The organism is Flavonifractor sp., from assembly GCF_019422385.1.
In the GTDB taxonomy this organism is placed as follows: domain Bacteria; phylum Bacillota; class Clostridia; order Oscillospirales; family Oscillospiraceae; genus Flavonifractor; species Flavonifractor avistercoris.
Map to the genome: position 1 here is coordinate 1 of NZ_JAHZDL010000018.1, position 17,780 is coordinate 17,780.

The following is a 17,780-nucleotide window of genomic DNA, read 5'->3' on the forward strand; positions in this document are numbered from 1 at the left end:
AGGAGAACGGCGAGAAGGTCATGGCCACCAACCACATGCTGGTGGAGCGGGCCGTGAACATCGTCAAGGCCGCCGGCAACACCCCCGCCACCCCCGCCGAGGCCCGCCAGATGCTGGGCATCCCCGCCTTCGACGGTGACAAGGTAAGAGCCGCGCTGGGGATTGTGTAATTCCCCGGAGGGCCTTCCCCCTCAGCTTTCCTTTTAGGCAAAAAGACAGTGCTTCGCTGAAACAGGGTCCTGTTCCGGCGAAACACTGTCTTTTTCTTGAGGCGGGACGGCCCCGGCATCCCCGCCAGGCGGACAGGAAAAGCGGGCCGGACATCCTGCGATGTCCGGCCCGTTCTCTGCTGATGTGCAGTTGTCCGTGCGGCTCAGTTCCCCTCGAAGAAGGCCCGGGGATTGTCCACCAGCAGGGCGTCCACCGCGGCCTGATCCAGGCCCTTCTCCCTGAGGGCGGGCAGGACGCGCCGGTGGATGAAGGTGTAGTCCTCCTCCAGGTTCATCCAGTCGGAGTTCCTGGTGGTCTCCCAGCTGTCCCAGAAGGCCAGGTAGGCGGCCCAGTCGTGGCTGAGCAGCAGCCGGTGGCCCCAGCCCGCCTTGCACAGGGCGGCGATGGTGTCCACCCGGGGCTCCAGGGCCAGATCCTTGTCGCAGAAGCCGAAGCGATCCATGCCCAGCCAGCAGCCCCGCTCCAGCATGGCGGTGAGGTACTCCAGATCGGTGGAATCGCCGCTGTGGCCCAGGATCACCTTGGAGGCGGGTACGCCGCAGCCGGCCAGCAGATCCAGGATCTCCCCGCCGTTTTTGATGGCCGGGTCGTGGTGGCAGAACAGGGGCAGCCCGGTCTCCTTTGCCACCCGACCGGTGGCGTGGAGGATCTTGCGCAGCAGCGGGGTGAGGCCCGCCCGGGCCACGCCGGCCTTGAGAATGCCCGGCCTGCTGTCGGTGCCGGCGATGCCGTCCACGCAGTCCCCCATCAGCAGGTCGTAGATCTGCTCCTCATCCCGCATGCCCAGCCAGGGCTCCTCCTGATAGTAGAAGCCGGTGGAGGCGATGAAGTTCAGGCCGGTGCGCCGGGACACCTCCCGGATCAGGTGGATATCCCGCCCCAGGTTGATGGGGGTGCCGTCCACCACGGTGCGCACACCCAGGGCCTTGGCCTTGTTCAGCTGGCCCTCCGCCATGGCCGCCACCTGGTCAAAGTCGAAGAACTTCCCGCCGAAGTTCATCCGCATAGACCAATCCGCGCAGGTCAGATGCTCGTGTATCAGGGTCTGCCCCAGCTCCGCCGGGTCGATGGGGCCAAAAATTCCTTGGATCGCCATTGCACTTCCCCCTTAAATGGTCAGTCCGGCGCAGAAGCGCCGTTTTTCCCATTATAGCATGCTTTCCCCGCCGCCGCTTATATGTCCTTTTTATAGGGGTATTGCGCCGGCGTATAAGATGTCCCAGGGATGATCGGCCTGTGCCGGTTTGTCGGGCTGCCGTATTTACATCCCCGCCGTTCTTTAGTAAAATAGGGGAGGCCCCGCACTGTACGGAAAGGAGTCCGCCTATGGAGCTTCTGCAGAGTCTTCTGGATACCTCCTCCCACGCCATCTTCACCCTGGACCGGGAGGGGATCATCACCCACATCAACCAGCAGGCCAAAAACCGCTTTGGCCTGTATAACCACAGCCAGCACTCCCACCCCGCCGGCCGCCTGGAGCCGGGGGATCTGGTTCTGGTGGCCGACACCGAAATCGGCGCCGACGACGGGGAACTGCGGCCGGAGGATCTGGAGCGCATCGGCATCCGGGAGCCCAGGCTGCGCACCGGAGACCGGCTGGTGGCCGTGGGGGCCTTCGACGACCCCGGGCAGCGGCCGGTCTACAAGTTCCTCCCCGGCCAGGACGCGGAGAGCCTCCAGCTGGAGACCGTCTGGGACGGGATCCCCCTCCGGCTCTCCATCGAGCCCCACACCGTGTCCGTCCAGGTGAGGGACACCACCTATTCCATCGACTACTTTCAGTGCATCGGCCAGCTGGTGGCGCTGGAGCGCGGCACCGGCCGGGTGAAGTTCTGGGAGGAAAAGGGCTACTCCGCCCGGAAGGAGGGCGCGGGCTGCCTGCTCCGGGGCGGGGCCTACATTGAAAAGCGCCCCGGCCTGGAGATGAAGGTGGTGGGCTACCACTTCCGGGAGTTCTTTGAGGGGGAGCGGTTTGAGCGCCATCTGGCCCGGATTTTCAGCGGCCAGGTGCCCCGGTATGAGGACGCCGAGTACGAGATCAACGGCTACGAGCTGGTGGCCTCCCTCCTCCCCGTCCCCGGGGCGGACGGCCTGCCCGACGAGGTGATCGTCAAGTTCCGCAGCATCGAAGACATCCACACCACCATTCTGGAGCGCAACAACGCCATCAAGTCCGCCGAGCGCACCTACCGGGAGAGCGCCCGCAGCGAGGCGCCCCAGGAGGCCCCCTTTGCCGAGCTCTTCGGCTTCGGCACCACCGCGGCCGCGGTGCGCCACCTGGCCTACAAGCTGTCCCAGCTGGACTGCAATATCCTGATCACCGGCGAGAGCGGCACCGGAAAGTCCTTCCTGGCCCAGACCATCGCTCGGGCCCAGCCCCGGAAGGGCCCCTACGTGCCGGTGGACTGCTCCACCCTCTCCCCCACCCTTTTTGAGAGCGAGATGTTCGGCTACGTGGGGGGCGCCTTCACCGGGGCCAATCCCCGGGGCAAGGCCGGCTTCTTTGAGGCCGCCGACGGCGGCACCATCTTTCTGGACGAGATCGGCGAGATCCCCCTCCACATCCAGGCCAAGCTGCTCAATGTGATCCAGAACAAGGTGGTGGTGCGGGTGGGCTCCACCCGCACCATCCCGGTGGATGTGCGCATCCTGGCCGCCACCAACCGGGATCTGAAGGCGGAGGTGGCCGCCGGCCGGTTCCGGCAGGATCTCTACTACCGGCTCAGCGCCTTCTCCGTGGAGCTGCCGCCCCTGCGCAGCTGCCCGGAGGACATCTGCTTCCTCATCGACCGGCTGATGGAGAAGATCCCCCAGAAGTACGGCGTGCCCCCCAAGAGCCTGTCCGGCGAGGCCTTCGACAAGCTGCTCTCCTACAACTGGCCCGGCAACATCCGGGAGCTGGAGAACGTGCTGGAGCGGGCTGTGGCCCTCTCCGAGTCGGAGCTCATCTATGCCGAGCACATCTGCGTGGAGAGCCAGCCCGTCCAGCTCACCCTGCGGGAGCGGCTGAAGCAGGAGGAGAAGCGGATCCTCCGCCAGACTCTGGCCCAGTGCGGCGGCAGCCGGAGCCAGGCCATGAAGCTGCTGGGCCTGTCCAAAACCGTGTTCTACGGCAAGCTGAAGGAGTACCAGATCTCCTAGGGCTTGTCCGGTTTCCCGGAAAGGGAGTTCGGAAACCCGAACTCCCTTTCCGCTTTTTTCTCCGGTTCCGGGCCCTCCGCCCCCGTTCTCCCGGTCTTTTTTGGAAGAGTTATGAAATTTGGGGCATGCTATTTGTGCCATTCGGCGAAAATCCGCCGCCGCCCGGGTGTGGCACCGTTCTTGCTCTTTATTCTGGCAGAATCAGTCGAACAGGAGGGTTCCTGCCATGCAGTTTTGGAAAATGAACGGCGCGGGGAATGATTTCATCATCCTCAACAATATGGTGGAGGGGCTTCCCGCCGAGTCCTTCCCCGCCCTGGCCCGGCGGCTGTGCGACCGCCGCATGTCCATCGGCGCCGACGGGCTGATGATCGTGGAGAAGCCCACCACGGACGCCGATTACCGGATGCTGTTTTTCAACTCCGACGGCAGCGTGGGCGAGATGTGCGGCAACGGCGCCCGGTGCATCTGCCGCTACGGCTGCGACAACGGCCTGGCCGGGGAGGTACAGCGGGTGCAGACCACCGCGGGCCTGGTCACCGGCTGGCGGATGACCAGGCGCCAGTACAGGGTTCAGCTCAACAGCCCCACGGTGCTCAGGCTGGACTACCCGGTGGAGGTGGACGGCGTGACCTATCCCTGCTCCTATATCGAGCTGGGCAGTCCCGGCCTGCCCCACGCGGTAGTTCCGATTTCCGGACTCCGGCGCTTCCCGGAGCAGGAACTTTTTGAGCTGGGCAGAAAACTGTGCCATCACCCGGCATTTCCCAAGGGCGCCAACGTAAACTTCTATGAGGTGGAGGGCCCGGGGCAGATCTGGGAGCGCACCTATGAGCGGGGCGTGGAGGACTTCACCCACGCCTGCGGCACGGGAACCGGCTCGGTGGTCACGGTGCTCACCCTCCAGGGAAAGTCCGACGGCCGGGATGTGCATGTGCAGATGACCGGCGGCGAGCTGGTCATCGATGTGGAGGTGCGGGACGGAGCTGTGGAGAGGCTCCTCCTCACCGGCCCCACCAACGTGGTTGCCAAGGGAGAGGTCACCGACGAGGAGCTCGCCCTTTGAGCAATACGGCCGCCGCGGACGGATACGAATCCAGGAGAGGGGGGAGACTGCGCAGCCGGCCCGGCGGCCCGGGAGAGGGATGACACGCCTCTCCGCCCGGTTTGATTCCCGCGCTTGACAAGGGCGCCTTTCGGTACTATACTATGGCTCATAGTTTAGGACGAAGGCGTTCTGTCTCCGGGGGGGAGAGTACGCTTTCGTCCTTTTCTTGTATCCTTTGGCAAGGGTTTTGAAGAAAGAGAGGTATTGTTATGGACAAATCTGCTGTGATGAAAAACTACCGGTTCCTGGCTCTCATGCTGGGCTCCATGGTGGCGGGCTGCATCGTGGGCTTTGTGGCCCCCAGCTTCGGCACCCTCATCGCCCCCCTGGGCACCGTGTTCATCAACATGATGTTCTGCGTGGTGGTGCCTCTGGTGTTCGCGTCCATCGCCAACTCCGTGGCCAGCGTGCGCAGCCGCAAGCGGGCCGGCAAGATCATGGGCACCACGGTGATCACCTTCGTGGTCACCGGCGCCATCGCCGCTGTGATCATGTTCGTCATCATGAAAATCTTCCCCCCGGTGCTGGAGCCTTGGCATGACTTCACCAGCGAGGCCATGGGTGAGCACGCCTCCATCGCCGACATGATCGTCAACTTCTTCACCACCGACGACTTTGTGGGCCTTCTCAGCCGCAGCGCCATGCTGCCCCTGATCGTGTTCTCCATCTTCTTCGGCTTTGCCACCAACCTGGTGGGCGGCCCCGACCACATCATCGGCAAGTTCCTCAACGGCCTGACCGAGGTGATGATGTCCTTCGTGCAGATCATCACCTACTACGCCCCCATCGCCTTCTTCGCCATCTTCGCCGACCTGGTGGCCACCTACGGCTCTCAGGTGACCGCCGCCTACGGCCGCGCCCTGATTGTGTACTACCCCCTGTGCTTCATCTACATCTTCACCGCCTTCCCCATCTTCGCCTATCTGGGCGGCGGCAAGCACGGCATCAAGACCATGTTCCGGCATATCGCCCGTCCCGCCCTCATGTCCCTGGGCACCTGCTCCTCCACCGCCACCATCCCCACCAACCTGAAGGAGGCGGAGGACACCGGCATCCCCAAGGACGTGGCCGACATGGTCATCCCCATGGGCGCCACCATGCACATGGACGGCTCCTGCTTCTCCTGCGTGCTGAAGATCGCCTTCGTGCTGGGCGCCATGGGCGCTGACATGAGCTGGAGCATGCTGCCCGCCGTGGTGGCCGTGGCGGTGCTGTCCTCCGTGGGCATGTCCGGCGTGCCCGGCGGCGGCTACATCGGCGAGTATATCATCTGCACCATCTTCTTCCCCCAGCAGATTGAAATCGCCTTCCCCATCCTGGTGGCCATCGGCAACCTGGTGGATCCCCCCGCCACCATGATCAACTCCTCCGGCGACTACGTGGTCTCCTACATCGTGGCCCGCATCACTGACGGCAAGGACTGGCTGGACAAGGCCATCGCCGCCAAGAGCGCCAAGGCCGCCAAGTAATTTCCACTCTACCAAGGAAACGGCCGGGGGCGGACAACGCCCCCGGCCGAACTCAGAAAGGACGTGCAGCATGATCTGCGACAACCTCACCGTCTCCCCCAGCGGACACCTGCTCTTCGCCGGGCAGGACACCGTGGAGCTGGCCAAGCAGTACGGCACCCCCCTCTACCTGATGGACGAGGATCGGATCCGGCACAACTGCCGGGTGTACACCCAGGCCTTCCGCAAGCACTTCGGCCCCGGCGCCCGCCCCCTGTATGCCAGCAAGGCCAACTCCTTCAAGCGCATCTATGAGATCATGAAGGAGGAGGGTATGGGCATCGACGTGGTGTCCTCCGGCGAGATCTACACCGCCCTCCAGGCGGGCTATGACCTGGGCCAGGCCTACTTCCACAGCAACAACAAGACTGACGAGGACATCCGCTACAGCATGGAGCACGGCATCGGATACTTCGTGGCCGACAATGTGGAGGAGATCAAGGCCATCGAGGCCGAGGCCGCCCGCAGAGGCATCCGGCAGAAGGTGCTGCTCCGCCTCACCCCCGGCATCGACCCCCACACCTACGAGGCCATCTCCACCGGCAAGGTGGACTCCAAGTTCGGCAGCGCCATCGAGACCGGCCAGGCTGAGGAGATCACCGTCTACACCCTGGGGCAGCCCCATGTGGAGCTGGTGGGCTTCCACTGCCACGTGGGCTCCCAGGTCTTTGCCGAGGACGTGTTTGAGCGGGCGGCGGTGATCATGCTGGAATTCATCGCCGATATGGAAAAAAAGCACGGCTTTGTGACCCGGCAGCTGGATCTGGGCGGCGGCTACGGCGTGCGCTACGTGGAGAGCGACCCCTATCTGGATGTGGACACCAAGGTGGGCCAGGTGGCCGCCGCGGCCAAGGGGGCCTGCGAGCGGCTGGGCATCGCCCTGCCGGAGATCCACATGGAGCCCGGCCGCAGCATTGTGGCGGACGCCGGCCTCACTCTCTACACCGTGGGCACGGTGAAGCAGATCCCCGGCTACAAGAACTATGTCTCCATCGACGGCGGCATGCCGGACAACCCCCGCTTCGCCCTGTACAAGGCGGACTACACCTGCCTGCCTGCCGGCCGGATGGGCGAGCCTCGCACCTTTGCGTGCTCGGTGGTGGGCCGCTGCTGCGAGAGCGGCGACATCATCCAGGAGCACGTCTCCCTGCCCGAGAGCGTGGGCCGGGGGGATATCCTGGCGGTGTGCACCACCGGCGCCTACAACTACTCCATGGCGTCCAACTACAACCGCCTGCCCCGCCCCCCCATCGTCATGCTGCGGGGCGGCAGCGAGTCCTACGTGGCCGTCCGCCGGGAGTCCCTGGAGGATCTGTGCCGCAACGATCTGTAAGCCGGCTGAGACCCGCCGCATCTTCTGCGGCGGGTCTCAGCCTGTCGAAAAGTCTTTTCGACAGGCTGCTAAACTTTTTGAAACTTTTTTGAAGTTTCAAAAAGTTGTTTGATCCAACGCGAAAGGGAACCCTGACGGTTCCCTTTCACACTATCCTTCCCTCCGAATCCTTCAGCAGGATGGTCTATCGACGGCCTCGGACCCGCCGCATCTTCTGCGACGGGTCTTTTCTTTTTCCCATGGGCATGCTATAATACCCGACACAGACAAGGAGGACTGCCCTATGGAACAGGATCCCATCCGTATGAAGCTGACCCGCCGCACGCCGGAGCAGCGCCAGGACGACGAGAAGCGCCGCCTGGCCCCCTTCCTGCGGGCGCTGAAGGCCGTCCACACCGCCACCACGCCAGAGGTCATGGACGTGGAGGATCTGGAGAAGCAGCGCCGGGGGCAGGAGCTGCTGGGCCGCCTGGTGGCCCCCATGGCGGGCATGAGCTGGGAGCCCTTCCAGCTGGAGGGCATGAACTGCGCCTGGGTGCGCCCCCACCGGGGGCACGACCGGCGGCGGGCGGTGCTGTACTGCCACGGCGGCGGGTATACCAGCGGCAACCTGGGCTATTCCCGGATTCTGGCCTCCAAGCTGGCCAACGTCACCGGCTGGCAGGTGCTCTCCTTCGAGTACCGGCTGGCCCCGGAGAACCCCTATCCCGCCGCCGTGGAGGACGCCATGAAGGCCTGGGACTATCTGATGTACCAGGGCTACGGTGCCCGGGACGTGGTGGTGGCCGGGGACTCCGCCGGGGGCAACCTGGCCCTGGTGCTCACCCACCTGCTCAAGAACGCCGGGCGGCGGCTCCCCCGGGCCCTGATCCTCCTCTCCCCCTGGACGGACATGACCGCCAGCGGCAAGTCCTACCAGGAGCGGGCCGACATCGACCCGGTGCTTACCCTCAACTATATCCACGCCGTGCGGGACGCCTACGCCCACGGCCGGGACTGGTCAGATCCCTGCCTGTCCCCCCTGTTCGCCGATCTGTCCGGCTTCCCCCCCACCCTGATCCAGGCGGGCACCAACGAGATCCTGCTGTCCGACTCCATCCGCCTGCGGGATCGGCTGGTGCAGGCGGCGGTGCCCTGCCGGCTGGAGGTGTGGACGGAGCTGTGGCACGTGTTCCAGATGTTCCCCATGAAAAAGGCCACCGAGGCCATGGAGAGCATCGGGCGGTTCCTGCTGGAAACCCTGTAAGCCGCTTCAAAAAGTCCGTACCCCAAAAGAGGGGTACGGACTTTTTGGTATCTGACAAAATCTCCAAATTCAGGGCTTGTTTTCCGTAGACTCTCCCCATTGACAGAGCCGCTCCGCAGGATTATACTTTGATCATATTAAGTATACTATTTAGTATAAATAATTGAACAAAGTTATATTTCCCTAAGAAAGGAGTCCTTTCCATGAAATCCTATTTTGATCTCACCGGCCAGGTGGCGGTGGTCACCGGCTGCTCCACCGGCCTGGGCGTCCAGATGGCCCACGCCCTTGCCAACCAGGGGTGCAAAATTGTGGCCCTGGCCCGCCGCCAGGAGAAAATCGACGCCGTGGCCAAGGAGCTCCACGACACCTATGGGGTGGAGACCCTGGCCGTCCGCTGCGACATCACCGACACCCAGATGGTGCAGGACGCGGTGAAGGCCGTGATGGATCACTTCGGCCGCATCGACATCCTGATCAACAACGCCGGCACCGGCGCCGTGGCCCCCGCCGAGGAGATCACCGACGACCAGTTCAGCAACGAGCTGAACATCGACCTGTTCGGCACCTTCAAGATGGCCCGGGAGGTTGCCAGGGCCGCCATGATCCCCGCCAAGTACGGCCGCATCATCAACATCGCCTCCATGTACGGCCTGGTGGGCAACAAGATCGCCCCCGCCTCCCCCTATCACGCGGCCAAGGGCGGCGTGGTAAACCTGACCCGGGCCCTGGCCTGCGAGTGGGGCAAGTACGGCATCACCGTCAACGCCATCTGCCCCGGCTACTTCTGGACGCCGCTGACCAAGGACACCCTGGACACCGACTGGTTCAAGGAGTACGCCAAGGGTGCCATCCCCATGGAGCGCTACGGCAGAGAGGGCGAGCTGGATACCACCGCCATCTTTCTGGCCTCCCCCTCCTCCAGCTACGTCAACGGCGTCATGGTACCCGTGGACGGCGGCTATACCTCTATGTAATCCTCCTTCTCTCTCCTATCCACCGGGCGGCGGACTGAAGTCCGCCGCCCCCTTTTCTGCCCGCAGTTCCCGGTGCAACCGCTGGTTGCGCCATTTTCAAGGCCGGTTGCTCGACAGTTTCCCCGCTTTCTGGTACACTGGTGAGGAAAGGAAGGTGGTTTCGCCATGGATCTGGGTGAGCGGCTCTATCAGCTCCGCAAGGCGCGCAATCTCTCCCAGGGGGAGGTGGCCGACGCGCTGGGGGTGTCCCGGCAGTCGGTGTCCAAGTGGGAGAACAACACCAGCGTGCCGGAGCTGGACAAGCTGGTGAAGCTGGGGGAGCTCTTCGGCCTCACCCTGGACGAGCTGGTGAAGGGGGAGGCCGCCCCCGCCCCGGCGGGCCGGCTGGAGCGGCCCCGCCCGGCCTCCGGCCCCGCAGGGGGGCGGCGAATCGCCGCCATCGCGCTGCTGGTGTGCGGCGGGGTGGGCTCCCTTCTGTTCTGCACCACCCTGCTGATCTACCTCACCCTGTGGCTGGTGCTGGCCGGGCTGCTGTGCTGGCATGTACAGGAACACCTGGGGCTCTGTCTGGGCCTGAGCTTCTGGATGTTCCTGGTGGTCTATTTCCAAGTCACCTCGATTCTTTCCCCGTGGAACGTTCTGATTCCCGCTGTCTACCGCGCCTACCCGCCCTCTTATATACTCCTGGACTGGCTGCTCCTTCTCCCGCTGCTCCTGTTCCTCGGTTTGGCAGTCAGGGCCGCCTGGAGGCGGTTTGACCGGCCCGCCCTCCTGCGGCTGGGCCTGGCTGTGGGGCTGTTTGCAGTTGTGCGGGCTGTCGCACTGCTGCCTCCACTGTTTCATCTGGTGTGGATCCGCACGTCCACCGCCCCTTTCTACTACCCCTTCCCCGACTTTTTTTGTTACAGCGTTCTGGTGATCGCCCTGTTCCCCCTGCCCTGGGGCGGGTACCGCCGCCGCCCCTTTGTGGTGCTGGCGGCCTGGGCCCTCTCCTTCGGGCTGGACAGGCTGGCATCCCATCTGTTCCCCTACCACATTTTCCTGAGCTATTACTGGCCCCTGCTCCTGCTGCTGTTCTATCTGGCAGCGGCCTGGGCGGGCGCGGTCTGGGAGCGGCGGGCCGCCCGCCGGAGCTGACGGCCAAACTGCCTCTTGACATAGATAGATGATCTATCTATAATGATACATAGATCATCTATCTATTGAGGTGAGGCATATGGCAAAATCCGACGGGCGGGGCGCCCCCGGCGGCACGGGCATGCTGCTGCTGGCCCTGCTGGAGCACAGGGACATGTACGGCTATGAGATGGTGGAGGCCCTGCGGGCCCAGTCCAAAGAGATCTTCCACCTGAAGGCGGGCACCCTCTATCCCCTGCTCCACACGCTGGAGGCCCAGGGCTGGGTGACCTCCAGCGACGGCACGGTCAACGGTCGCACCCGGCGCACCTATTCCATCACCCGGGAGGGCCGGGAGGCCCTGGCCGGACAGCGGGCGGAGTGGTACACCTACGTCGACGCGGTGCGTGGCGTGCTGGAGGGGGGTGACTGCTGTGGCGCGTGATCGTTTGAGCGAATATCTGGAGGCGGTGGGAGCCCAGATCCGCTGGAAGCGGGCGAGGCGGCCCCTGCTGCGGGAGCTGTCCGACCACATCGCCGACCAGGCCGCCGCCTTTGAGGCGGAGGGGCAGAGCCCCGGCGAGGCCCTGGCCGCCGCCGTGGCCGAGATGGGAGAGCCGGAGGAGGTGGGCCGGGAGCTGGACCGGCTCCACCGGCCCCGGAGCTGCTGGCGGCTGGCGCTGACGGTGGCGGTGCTGCTGGGCGTCGGGCTGGCGCTTCAGCTGCTGGCCTATCAAATCATCGGCGATGAGCCCTCCGTCTACTATTTCCGGCGGCAGGCCCTGGGGCTGGCGCTGGCCGCGGGGGTGCTGGTGTGCCTCTGGTTTTCTGACTACACCCTCCTCTTCCGCCGCAGGTGGGTGCCGGCAGCGGCAATGGCCGTCCTCTGTCTGAGTTTTCTTTTGATACCGTCCACCTGGCTGAGGGATTGGTGGACTCTGCCCGTCTACTATCTTCTTGTCTACCCCGTCCTGCTCCTGCCTGTACCTTTTGCCGCTCTGCTGGTTACCCTGCGCGGAAAGGGCCCTCTGGCTGCACTCCTCTGCGGCATCGCCTCGCTGGCGCTCCCCTCTGCAACCCTTCTGATCCCCAACCTCACCGCCTGGCTGGTGAGTATAGGCGGTATGCTGGTTGTACTGTTCTACGCCGTCCGGCTGGGCTGGTTCCGGGGAAAGCGCCGGTGGAACGCCCTGGCCGCTCTGGGGCCCACCCTGGCGGCGGCTCTGGGGATGGGGTGCTGGCTGGCACGGAGCGATTACACCCAGATGCGCATGGCTGCGTTCTGGAACCCGGCGCTGGATCCCCTCGGTTACGGCTGGTGGTATGCCCATCTGCGCGCCGGTGAGGTCACCTATACCTCTCCTGACCTGCTTCTGGCCGAGGTCTCCCAGGGGCTGGGCCGGTGGGTATTCTGGGCGGCCGCGGCCGGCATCATCCTGCTTGCCGCCCTCCTGCTCCGGCGGATCTTCCGCCTGCGCAGCCGCACCGGGAAGCTGACGGCCCTGGCCGCCCTCTGCCCCCTGCTGTTCCAGGCCGTTATCTACTGGCTCTACAACCTGGGCTGGTGGCCGCTTGGGGTTCTCTCCCTCCCCTTCCTGTCCTACGGCGTCACCTTCCTGCTGGTGGACGCGGCCCTGGCCGGGGTGCTCCTGTCGGTGTTCCGCATGGACGCCCTGGTGCGGGATGCCGTGGCGGCCTCCGCCCGCCCCGTCTCCCTGCCCGAGGCCCTGAACATCCCCCTGGGCCGCGGCTCCCTGCACATCGAGTACCGGAAAAAGGCATAGACCCGGCAGCCCTCCGAAAAGGCTTACAGGCTTTCCGGAGGGCTCAGCCTGTCGAAAAAGTTTTTTCGACAGGCTGATGAACTTTTTGAAACTTCAAAAAAGTTTCAAAAAGTTGTTTGATCCAACGCGAAAGGGAACCCTGACGGTTCCCTTTCACACTATCCTTCCCTCCGAATCCTTCGGCTGGAGGGTTTATTGACAACCCAAGCCCTCCGAAAAGGCCTACAGGCTTTTCGGAGGGCTTTCTTTGTCCCCTGGCCCGGCCCCTTTGGCACTCTGCGGCATCCGGCCGGCGGCGCGGGCCTTTTTTCGTGGGATTTTTTCTCGGCCAACAGTTGAAACGGCGGGTTTGGTAGGATATACTAGAGTTTGGGAAAATGTCCGGCCCACGGGCCGGAAAAAACGGAAAGGTGAATCGGATGGAACAGACGAACATGCACGACCTGGCCCTGACCGCGGCCAGGAGCCGGCTGCTGGCGATGGAGATGGTACATCGGGCGGCGTCGGGCCACATCGGCGGCTCCCTGTCCGCCATGGACATCCTGACAGAGCTCTACTTCCGGGTGATGCAGGTGAACCCGGAGCAGCCCCGCGACCCCGCCCGGGATCGCTTTGTGCTCTCCAAGGGCCACTGCACCCCCGCCCTCTACCCCACGCTGGCCCAGCGGGGCTTCTTCCCCGTGGAGCGGCTGAAGGAGTTCCGCCGCATTGACGGGCAGATGTCCGGCCACGCGGAGATGCACCACGTGCCCGGCGTGGACATGTCCACCGGCAGCCTGGGCCAGGGCATCTCCGCCGCCGTGGGCATGGCCCTGGCGGGCAAGGCCGACGGCCGGGATTACCGGGTGTACACCCTGCTGGGCGACGGCGAGATCGAGGAGGGCCAGGTATGGGAGGCCGCCATGGCGGCGGCCAAGTACCGCCTGGACAACCTGTGCGCCATCGTGGACGTGAACGGCCTGCAGATCGACGGGGCCACGGCGGACGTAATGCCCTCCGAGCCATTGGACAAGAAGTTCGCGGCCTTCAACTGGAACGTGATCCCCGTGGACGGCCACGACTTCCAGGCCCTGGAGGACGCCTTTGCCGCCGCGGCGGCCTGCAAGGGCATGCCCACCGTGCTCCTGGCCAGGACGGTGAAGGGCAGGGGCGTGTCCTTCATGGAGGGGGACTACGGCTGGCACGGCAAGGCCCCCAACGACGAGCAGTTTGAGAAGGCCCGGGCGGAGCTGGCCGCCAGAATCGCGGAACTGGAGGGGAAGTAAGCATGGCAGAGAAAATCGCAACCCGCGCCGCCTACGGCGAGGCCCTGGCGGCACTGGCGGAGGAGTACCCCCAGCTGGTGGTGCTGGACGCCGACCTGTCCGGCTCCACCATGACCAAGGGCTTTGCCAAGGCCCACCCGGAGCGCTTTTACAATATGGGCATCGCCGAGGCCAACATGATGGGCGTGGCCGCCGGCCTGGCCACCTGCGGCAAGATGCCCTTTGCCAACAGCTTCGCCATGTTCGCCACCGGCCGCGCCTGGGAGCAGGTGCGCAACTCCATCGCCTACCCCCGTCTCAACGTGAAGGTTGTGGGCTCCCACGGCGGCCTGTCCGTGGGCGAGGACGGCGCCACCCATCAGTGCATCGAGGACTACGCTATCATGCGGGCCATCCCCGGCATGCTGGTGGTCTCCCCCTGTGACGCCCCGGAGATGCGCCAGGCGGTAAAGGCCCTGCTGGACTACGACGGCCCCGCCTATCTCCGGCTGGGCCGCCTGGCGGTGGAGAGCGTCACCGACGCCATCCCCGGCTATTCCTTCCATCTGGGCCAGGGCGTCACCCTGCGGCCCGGCACCGACGTGACGGTGATCGCCACCGGCATGATGGTGCAGATGGCCCTCCAGGCGGCGGAGGCCCTGGCCGCCGAGGGCATCGACGTGCGGGTACTGGACATGCACACCATCAAGCCCCTGGACGGGGAGCTGGTGCTCAAGGCCGCCCTGGAGACGGGCTGCATCGTCACCACCGAGGAGGCCACCACCGTGGGCGGCCTGGGCTCCGCGGTGGCGGAGTTCCTGGCGGAGCACCATCCGGTGCCCGTGGTGCGCCACGGCGTGGAGGACGTGTTCGGCCGCTCCGGCAAGGCCCAGGATGTGCTGGCGGCCTACGGCCTCACCCCCGCCGGCATCGCGGACAAGGTGCGCCACGCCCTGAAGCTGAAAAAGTGACGGATATCAGACTCATCTGCCTGGACATGGACGGCACCCTGCTGGACGACGACCACGCCACCGTGCCGGCGCGCAACATCCGCGCCCTGCGGGCGGCGTCGGAGCAGGGGGCCGCCGTGGCCATCGCCAGCGGCCGGGGCTGGAGCCTGCTGCGGGAGGTGGCCGACCAGGTGGAGGTGGTACGCTATGCCGTGCTCTCCAACGGCGCCGCCGTGCTGGACGTGGCGACCGGCGAGTGGCTCTACCGCAATTGTCTGGAGGAGACCACCTGGCGGCGTCTGGTGCGGGTGCTGCTGGAGGAACAGCTCCCCTTTGAGGTCTACTGCGAGGGGGAGAACGTAATTCAGCGGAACCGGTTCCCCTCTGTGCTGGCGTGCGCCCTGTCCCCCCAGTTTCAGGGAGTGCTGCGCCGCCACACTCTCCTGCCGGAGGATCTGGAGGCCGCCCTGGATGGCAGGGCGGTAGAGAAGTTTCACATCTACCGCATCCCGGAGGAGCGCAGGGCCGCCGTGACGGAACGGGTGCTCGCCTGCGGCCCTATGACTACTGCCTCCGCCTTCCCCGGCAATCTGGAGCTCACCGCCCCCGGCGTCAACAAGGGGGCGGCGGTACAGGGTCTGTGCGCCCGGCGGGGTTGGTCGGCGGACCAGGTCATGGCCTTCGGCGACGCGGGCAACGATCTGGAGCTGCTCTCTTGGGCGGGCTGGTCTTTTGCCATGGCCAACGCCACAGACCAGGCCAAGGCCGCCGCGCGCTATGTCACCGGCTCTAACACGGAGGCCGGCGTGGCTATGGCGGTGGAGCGGTACTTCCTGGATACCTGACACAGCAAAACGGCGCATGGCCTCAGCCATGCGCCGTTTTCACAGGGGGAGGGTTATGCCAGCGGTTCCGTCTCCGGGGTCCGTTCCTTTTCCACGTCCTCCTGCCGGACGCGGCGGAAATACCGCACCAGGAAGAAGACCGTGGACACCAGGCAGATGGCCTCGGACGCCAGGGGGGAGAGCCAGATACCGGTAGCACCAAAGAGGGAGGAGAGCACCAGCAGGCACCCGGCGATGAGTACCAGGCCCCGGCCGAAGGAGATGGTCAGGGAGGGGAACGGATGCTCCATGGCGGTGAAGAATCCGGACACCACCACGTTGAAGCCCACCAGCAGGAACGCGAAGGAATAGAGCCGCAGGGCGGACACCGAGCTGGCGAAGAGGGCGCTGTCATGCTCCAGGAACATGCCCACAATCGGAGCGGCCAGCAGCTGACAGCCCGCGAAGAAGATCACCGCGAACACGGCGGCGGTGCGCACGCCGAAGGCGAGGAACTTGTGGCACATGTGCCGCTCCCCCGCCCCCAGGTGGAAGCTGGACAGGGGCTGGATGCCGTGGGCAATGCCGATCATGCAGTTGATCACCAGGGTGTTCACGTAGCCGATGATGGTGTAGGACACCAGGGCGTCCAGGCCGATGACCCGCTGGATGATGTGGTTGAACAGGAACATGACGAAGCCGTTGGACAGCTCGCTCAGGCCGTCGGCAGTGCCCAAGGGGATGATGCGGCGGTAGGCCCCGAAGTCTGGCTTGAATTTACCAAACCGCAGGGGGTAGCGGTGGGTCAGGAAGTAGACCACAAACACCAGGGTGGACGTGGCCTGAGACAGGCCGGTGGCCAGGGCCGCGCCCCACACCCCCCAGTGGAAGTGCATGACGAAAATATAGTCCAGCAGCACGTTCATCAGGCCGCAGGAGGTGACGCCGATGATGCTCACATGGGGGGCGCCGTCGGCCTTGACCTGTACCTCCAGGTTATAGGACACCGTGAAAAACACGGAGAAGGCGGCGATGACACCCACATACTCCTTCACCAGGTGGTGGTTCTCCGGGGCGGAGCCCAGGAAATGCGCCACCCAGTCCAGATTGAGCAGGACGATGACCGACAGGATCACGGTGGTGACGATGACCACAAACAGGTTCTGGTTGAAATAGTTGCGCGCCTTCTCCACATCCCCCTGCCCCAGGGCGATGGACAGGATGGTGGAGGTGCCGGTGGCCAGCAGGATGCCCAGGGTGAAGATCAACGACACAAAGGGCAGGGACAGGTTGACCGCCGTCAGGGCGTGCTCTCCCACGCCCCAGGAGACGAAGATGCCGTCTACCATGGAGTAGAGGGAGAAGATCCACATGGAGACAATGGACGGGATGGTGAACTTGAAAAACTTCTTGACTAGATTCAAGGGTAAAACCTCCTCTGCTGTCTCTATCTTAAACCCTCGTAATATCCGAAAGTCAAGAGCTGGAGGGAAAAATTTTGAAACAGTTTTATCAGATCCACGAGCTGGCCAAGCTTTTCGACCTCTGCCCCGACACGCTGCGCTACTATGAGGAGAAGGGGCTGCTCCATCCGGTCCGTGGGGAGAACCGTTACCGTATGTACGGCATCCAGGACGTATGCACCCTCAACATCATCCGCTCCCTCCGGGAGCTGGGCATTCCCACCCGTTCCATCCGGGCCTATCTGGAGCGACGGTCGGTGGGCGAGACCCTCACCCTGCTGGATCGGGAGGAAGAACTGCTCCGCCGCCGCATGGCGGAGCTGGAGGCGGCCCTGAGGGAGGCGCAGAACCGCCGCTCCCGGCTGGAGCTGTATCGGAATGCGGCGGCCGGCCGGGTGGAACTGGTGCAGGAGGCGGAACGCCCCTATGTATTCCTGGAAAAGGATATTATTCTGGAGAAGGAGATCGACTTCCTGCTCAAAAAGCTGGAGCAGCGGCACCAAGACTACCTGAAGGTGATCGGCAGCCAGTGCATGGGGGCGGCGGTGGACGAGGACAGCTTGGCCAGGGGCATCTATAACCACTTCTCCCGGGTGTTTTTCTTGACCGAGCCTGGCCTCCCCCATGACGACGTGCTCCCCGCCGGGGAGTATGTCCGTCTCTACTACCGGGGCCCCTACGACCGGCTGGAGGAACACTACCGTGCACTTCTGGCCGGAGCGGAGTCGGCCGGCCGCCGCCCGGCCGGCCCGCCGCTGGAGCTCTACCGGGTGGACGCCCACGATACCAATCTGGAGGAGGAGTACGTCACCGAACTGCAGATGCGGGTGGAGCCGGCACAGACCGATGCCTAGC

General features: G+C 64.7%; 16 protein-coding genes. 14 read left to right on the forward strand and 2 right to left on the reverse strand.

Annotation, left to right across the window (positions count from 1 at the left end; all coding sequences use genetic code 11):
* The first annotated feature begins 20 nt into the window (after positions 1-20).
* Entirely contained in the window at positions 21-170 is a 150-nt protein-coding gene (locus tag QZ378_RS04135; RefSeq protein ID WP_291257427.1) for a 3-keto-5-aminohexanoate cleavage protein, read from the forward strand.
* 203 nt (positions 171-373) lie between these two features.
* Here the strand turns inward: QZ378_RS04135 and QZ378_RS04140 are convergent, their stop codons facing one another.
* Positions 374-1,327 (reverse strand): phosphotriesterase, encoded by a 954-nt coding sequence (locus tag QZ378_RS04140; protein WP_191380210.1) that lies wholly within the window; start codon positions 1,325-1,327, stop codon positions 374-376.
* Between the two features lie 230 nt (positions 1,328-1,557).
* On the opposite strand from QZ378_RS04140, the gene QZ378_RS04145 reads away from it, so the two are divergent.
* From QZ378_RS04145 to QZ378_RS04200, 12 genes are all read left to right on the forward strand, one after another.
* On the forward strand, positions 1,558-3,372 hold the full coding sequence (locus QZ378_RS04145) for a sigma 54-interacting transcriptional regulator (protein WP_291257404.1): 1,815 nt from the start codon (positions 1,558-1,560) through the stop codon (positions 3,370-3,372).
* Positions 3,373-3,598: 226 nt separating this feature from the next.
* On the forward strand, positions 3,599-4,438 hold the full coding sequence (dapF, locus tag QZ378_RS04150) for a diaminopimelate epimerase (protein ID WP_191380212.1): 840 nt from the start codon (positions 3,599-3,601) through the stop codon (positions 4,436-4,438).
* A gap of 251 nt (positions 4,439-4,689) precedes the next feature.
* Entirely contained in the window at positions 4,690-5,949 is a 1,260-nt protein-coding gene (locus QZ378_RS04155; protein WP_191529087.1) for a dicarboxylate/amino acid:cation symporter, read from the forward strand.
* Positions 5,950-6,019: 70 nt separating this feature from the next.
* Positions 6,020-7,321: a diaminopimelate decarboxylase gene (gene lysA, locus QZ378_RS04160; protein ID WP_191529088.1), complete on the forward strand. Its 1,302-nt coding sequence runs from the start codon at positions 6,020-6,022 to the stop codon at positions 7,319-7,321.
* A gap of 283 nt (positions 7,322-7,604) precedes the next feature.
* The gene (locus QZ378_RS04165) at positions 7,605-8,567 is read left to right on the forward strand and encodes an alpha/beta hydrolase (protein WP_291257405.1); all 963 of its coding nucleotides are present in this window, start codon (positions 7,605-7,607) and stop codon (positions 8,565-8,567) included.
* A 203-nt stretch (positions 8,568-8,770) separates the two neighbouring features.
* Positions 8,771-9,544: an SDR family oxidoreductase gene (locus tag QZ378_RS04170; RefSeq protein WP_087237350.1), complete on the forward strand. Its 774-nt coding sequence runs from the start codon at positions 8,771-8,773 to the stop codon at positions 9,542-9,544.
* A 165-nt stretch (positions 9,545-9,709) separates the two neighbouring features.
* Complete coding sequence (locus QZ378_RS04175; RefSeq protein WP_291257406.1) at positions 9,710-10,681, forward strand: helix-turn-helix transcriptional regulator; 972 nt, start codon at positions 9,710-9,712, stop codon at positions 10,679-10,681.
* Positions 10,682-10,760: 79 nt separating this feature from the next.
* Positions 10,761-11,105, forward strand: a complete 345-nt coding sequence (locus tag QZ378_RS04180) for a PadR family transcriptional regulator (protein WP_291257407.1) — start codon at positions 10,761-10,763, stop codon at positions 11,103-11,105.
* On the forward strand, positions 11,095-12,444 hold the full coding sequence (locus QZ378_RS04185) for a permease prefix domain 1-containing protein (protein ID WP_291257408.1): 1,350 nt from the start codon (positions 11,095-11,097) through the stop codon (positions 12,442-12,444). Before QZ378_RS04180 ends, QZ378_RS04185 begins: the two co-directional genes overlap by 11 nt.
* A gap of 419 nt (positions 12,445-12,863) precedes the next feature.
* Positions 12,864-13,709, forward strand: a complete 846-nt coding sequence (locus QZ378_RS04190; protein WP_291257409.1) for a transketolase — start codon at positions 12,864-12,866, stop codon at positions 13,707-13,709.
* Between the two features lie 2 nt (positions 13,710-13,711).
* Positions 13,712-14,659, forward strand: a complete 948-nt coding sequence (locus QZ378_RS04195) for a transketolase family protein (RefSeq protein WP_191379565.1) — start codon at positions 13,712-13,714, stop codon at positions 14,657-14,659.
* On the forward strand, positions 14,656-15,483 hold the full coding sequence (locus tag QZ378_RS04200; protein ID WP_191529094.1) for an HAD family hydrolase: 828 nt from the start codon (positions 14,656-14,658) through the stop codon (positions 15,481-15,483). Before QZ378_RS04195 ends, QZ378_RS04200 begins: the two co-directional genes overlap by 4 nt.
* A 53-nt stretch (positions 15,484-15,536) precedes the next feature.
* Here QZ378_RS04200 and QZ378_RS04205 read toward each other — a convergent pair whose 3' ends face one another.
* A complete protein-coding gene (locus tag QZ378_RS04205) occupies positions 15,537-16,886 on the reverse strand; it encodes an MATE family efflux transporter (RefSeq protein WP_291257410.1) in 1,350 nt (449 codons plus the stop codon).
* 74 nt (positions 16,887-16,960) lie between these two features.
* On the opposite strand from QZ378_RS04205, the gene QZ378_RS04210 reads away from it, so the two are divergent.
* The gene (locus QZ378_RS04210) at positions 16,961-17,779 is read left to right on the forward strand and encodes a MerR family transcriptional regulator (RefSeq protein ID WP_291257411.1); all 819 of its coding nucleotides are present in this window, start codon (positions 16,961-16,963) and stop codon (positions 17,777-17,779) included.
* Position 17,780 lies beyond the last annotated feature (1 nt).